Raw genomic sequence first — 3414 nt, forward strand, 5'->3', positions numbered from 1 at the left:
GCACTCGAGCCGCGCCGCCGTCCGCTCGGTCCCGCCGGCGGCCGAGGCGGAGAACAGGCCCTGCAGCGCCGCTCCGACCTCGAGGTCGGGGACGGCACGGTTGGTGACGAACCCGAGGTAGCGGTCGACGTCGACCAGCCGCGGCAGCGGGACGAGGTCCTCCCCGTCGTAGAGCGCGTAGGTTGCAGAGCGGCATGTCGGAGAGCAGCAGGGGACGGCGACGAAGTCGTCCTCACGAAACCACTCCGGCAGCTGCTCGCACACGCCGCGGATGATCTCCACGTTGGTCAGCCGGTCGAGCGGGTCGAACGCCGGGTGCCGGCCCGTGTGAGTGACCGGCTGAAAGAACACGCCATTGACTGCCGGATGCTCGACGCCGAAGCGCACGATCGCGCCGAGCTCATGCTCGTTGATCCCGCGCTCCACGGCCGCGGCCAGTGAGACGCCGACGCCGACCGCCGCGCAACGGTCGAGCGCCGCCAACTTGATCTCCTGCAGTCGGCGGCCGCGAATCGCCATGTGGGTGGCGTCGTCGAAGCCGTCGAACTGGAGGTAGACGTGGACCCCGAGCTCGGCGAGCGCCGGTGCGAAGCGCGGATCGCGTGCCAGCCGGATTCCGTTGGTGTTGAGCATCACCAGCGCGATGCCGCGCGCCCGGGCCGCGGCGAGCATGTCGAGGATCTGGGGGTGGATCGAAGGCTCGCCGCCCGAGAGCTGGACCGCCTCGGGCTGACCCTCGGCGGCGACGAACGCGTCGAGCATCGCCTCCACCTGCTCGAGCGAGAGCGAATAGCCGTCGACCTGGTGGCCGGTGCCCGACTCGGCGAAACAGATCGGGCAGTCGAGGTTGCAGCCGGTGTTGACCTCGATGATGCCGAGACAGGTGTGCTGTGCGTGCTCAGGGCAGATCCCGCAATCGCTCGGACAGCCCCGCTCCGCGGCGGTCTGGCGTAGCAGCGGCGCAGCCCCAGGCCTATCAAAGCGCTGCACCGCCCGCCAGCGCTGCGCATCGCCATAAGCGAGCGCCTCGATCACGCCGTGCTCGGGGCACGCGCGGCGCAGGAACACGCGTCCGTCACGTTCGTGCAGCACGGCGTCGAGCACCGCGCGGCAGTGCGGGCAGATGGAGCGCGTCGCTGCGGGCAGGCCGTCGCCAGTGGCCACCCGGCGAGTATCCCAGACGGCACGCCTACCACTGCGCCGCCGCACGCCGGCGTGTACAACGTGCCGATGAGCGCCGCGCCTGTCCCGTCGCGTGCACCCCTGATCGCCGCTGCCGGCGGCGCCGCGCTGCTGGCAGCCGGCGGCCTGCTGGTCACCCGTGCAGGCCTGACGCTCGACCTCGGCATCGGACGCCGAGTGCGCCCGCTGGGCCCGATCCGGATCCAGATCGCCGCGCCGCCCGAGGTCGTGTTCGACGTCATCGCCGCCCCGTATCTGCGCAAGACGCCGCGCGCGATGCGCGACAAGCTCGAAGTCATCGAGCGCGGCTCAGATCTCGTGCTTGCCGCGCACCACACGCCCCTGGCACCCGGCCTGACCGTGACCACCGTCGAAACGGTGCATTTCGAGCCACCGCATCGGATCACGTTCAGGCTCGTCAAGGGACCGGTGCCGCACGTCGTCGAGAGCTACGAACTCCAGCCGCGCGACGGCGGCACCGCGTTCGACTACCACGGCGAGTTGGGGACCGACCTGTGGACACTTGGCGCGTGGTGGGGCGACCGAGTCGCCCCCTCCTGGGAGCAGACGGTCGCGTCGACCCTTGAAGGCATACGCGCAGAAGCAGAGCGCCGCGCAAGCCGACAGCGCCCTCAGCCGCACACATGACCGCACAACCGAGGAATCGAAACAGGACGGCGGCCCTCGCTGGCCGCCGATCATCACCCGCCGTCGTGTAGCGTCGCGGGCATGGGCGTCGACGTCGTGACGCGCATCGAGATCGCCCGTGCGCGCGCGGAGGTTTCGCGCTTCGCGGCGGACGTCGGCAACGCGAAGGCGTGGTACGCGAACATCCGGTCGGTCGAGTGGCGGACGGAGCCACCGCTCGCGGTGGGCTCGAGGGTGGCGTTCGTGGCCGTGTTCCTCGGCCGACGTCTGGCGTACACGTACGAGATCCGGGAACTGGTCCCGGGTGAGCGGTTGGTGATGAGCACGCAACAAGGGCCGTTTCCGATGGAGACGACCTACACGTGGGCCGATGCCGGTCCTGAGCGCACGTTGATGACGTTGCGCAACCGTGGGGAGCCCGCTGGGTTCAAGCGGGTCGGCGCGCCGGTGATGGCGCGCGCGATGCGGCGGGCGAACGAGAAGGATCTCGCGCGGCTGAAGCGGTTGCTCGAGCGGTGAACCCGGCGGCTGCTGCTCGCCTCGCGCGGCATCCTCGGGTTGGCGAAGCATCTGCAGGCACGGGGCGGCATGCGGAACGGCGACCGCATCGACTTGCACGGCAGCGTTCGCCGTGGTATTTAACGCCCTCGTTATTTAACCGACACGTTCTATGCCGACCGATCAGCTCGATCTCACCTTCTCCGCGCTCGCCGACCCGACGCGTCGCGCCATCCTCACTCGCCTTGCCGAGGGTGAGGCGACCGTCAACGAGCTTGCCGCGCCGTTTCCGGTCAGCCTGCCCGCGATCTCGCGCCATCTGAAGGTGCTCGAGCGGGCTGGCCTGATCGTGCGCGGGCGTGACGCCCAATGGCGGCCCGCGCGCATCGAGCCTGCACCGCTCGATGAGGCGATGGAGTGGATGCGGTCGCGCAAGCGGACCTGGGAGGCGCGCATGGACCGACTCGACACACACCTACGCCGGAAAGGATCGATCCCCGATGCCTGACGCCACCGTCGACCAACAGGTCATCATCACCCGCGTCTTCGACGCCCCGCGCGCCCGGGTCTTCAGGGCCTGGACCGATCCCGACGACGTCGCCGCCTGGTACGGCCCTGAGCACTCTGACATCCCGCGCGAGACGATCCGCATCGACTTGCGCGTCGGCGGGCGCTACGAGCTCACGATGGTCCGGCGCGACAACGGCGCGAAGTTCGAGCTCGGCTACGAGATCATCGAGCTCGTCGAGCCCGAGTTGCTCGTCCTGCGTTCGGACCCGATGCCCGAGGTCGGCATGCACGAGCCGACGATCATGCGCATCGAGCTCTTCGACCATGGCGAGAAGACCCGCATGACCCTCACCGACGGCCCCTACGCCCGCGGCGCCGGACACGCCGAATCCGGCTGGAACTCCGCCTTCGAGCAGTTGGCGCTCGTCGTGATCGCCGGCTGAGCCAAATTTGCCGATCCGCAGAGGTCAGGCACCTGTGAAAAATCGGCGCGCGACGTCGTCGGCTGGGTGGGTGAGCTCGACGCGCATGATCGTCGGCTCGTGCATGCCGACCTCGGGCATCGGGTCCGAACGC

Annotated in this window: 5 protein-coding genes; 4 read left to right on the forward strand and 1 reads right to left on the reverse strand. The window is 69.6% G+C overall.

Annotated features, from left to right (window positions below; genetic code table 11):
• The coding region (locus VFX99_RS02435) for a radical SAM protein (RefSeq protein ID WP_329664728.1) at positions 1–1164 on the reverse strand (1164 nt) is incomplete at its 3' end.
• A gap of 66 nt (positions 1165–1230) precedes the next feature.
• On the opposite strand from VFX99_RS02435, the gene VFX99_RS02440 reads away from it, so the two are divergent.
• The 4 genes from VFX99_RS02440 to VFX99_RS02455 all read left to right on the forward strand — a co-directional run bounded on the left by VFX99_RS02440 (position 1231) and on the right by VFX99_RS02455 (position 3281).
• A complete protein-coding gene (locus VFX99_RS02440; RefSeq protein ID WP_329664729.1) occupies positions 1231–1830 on the forward strand; it encodes an SRPBCC family protein in 600 nt (199 codons plus the stop codon).
• Between the two features lie 81 nt (positions 1831–1911).
• Positions 1912–2349, forward strand: a complete 438-nt coding sequence (locus tag VFX99_RS02445) for an SRPBCC family protein (RefSeq protein WP_329664730.1) — start codon at positions 1912–1914, stop codon at positions 2347–2349.
• Between the two features lie 151 nt (positions 2350–2500).
• A complete protein-coding gene (locus VFX99_RS02450) occupies positions 2501–2836 on the forward strand; it encodes a metalloregulator ArsR/SmtB family transcription factor (protein WP_329664731.1) in 336 nt (111 codons plus the stop codon).
• The gene (locus tag VFX99_RS02455) at positions 2829–3281 is read left to right on the forward strand and encodes an SRPBCC domain-containing protein (RefSeq protein WP_329664732.1); all 453 of its coding nucleotides are present in this window, start codon (positions 2829–2831) and stop codon (positions 3279–3281) included. Before VFX99_RS02450 ends, VFX99_RS02455 begins: the two co-directional genes overlap by 8 nt.
• Positions 3282–3414: the final 133 nt, after the last annotated feature.

It is taken from the genome of Microbacterium sp., assembly GCF_036277215.1.
Lineage (GTDB): Bacteria > Actinomycetota > Actinomycetes > Actinomycetales > Microbacteriaceae > Microbacterium.

Coding starts and splice junctions, on each gene's coding strand:
- VFX99_RS02445 (WP_329664730.1), top strand. CDS start 1,912: ATGGGCGTCGACGTCGTGACGCGCATCGAGATCGCCCGTGCGCGCGCG.
- VFX99_RS02455 (WP_329664732.1), top strand. CDS start 2,829: ATGCCTGACGCCACCGTCGACCAACAGGTCATCATCACCCGCGTCTTC.
- VFX99_RS02450 (WP_329664731.1), top strand. CDS start 2,501: ATGCCGACCGATCAGCTCGATCTCACCTTCTCCGCGCTCGCCGACCCG.
- VFX99_RS02440 (WP_329664729.1), top strand. CDS start 1,231: ATGAGCGCCGCGCCTGTCCCGTCGCGTGCACCCCTGATCGCCGCTGCC.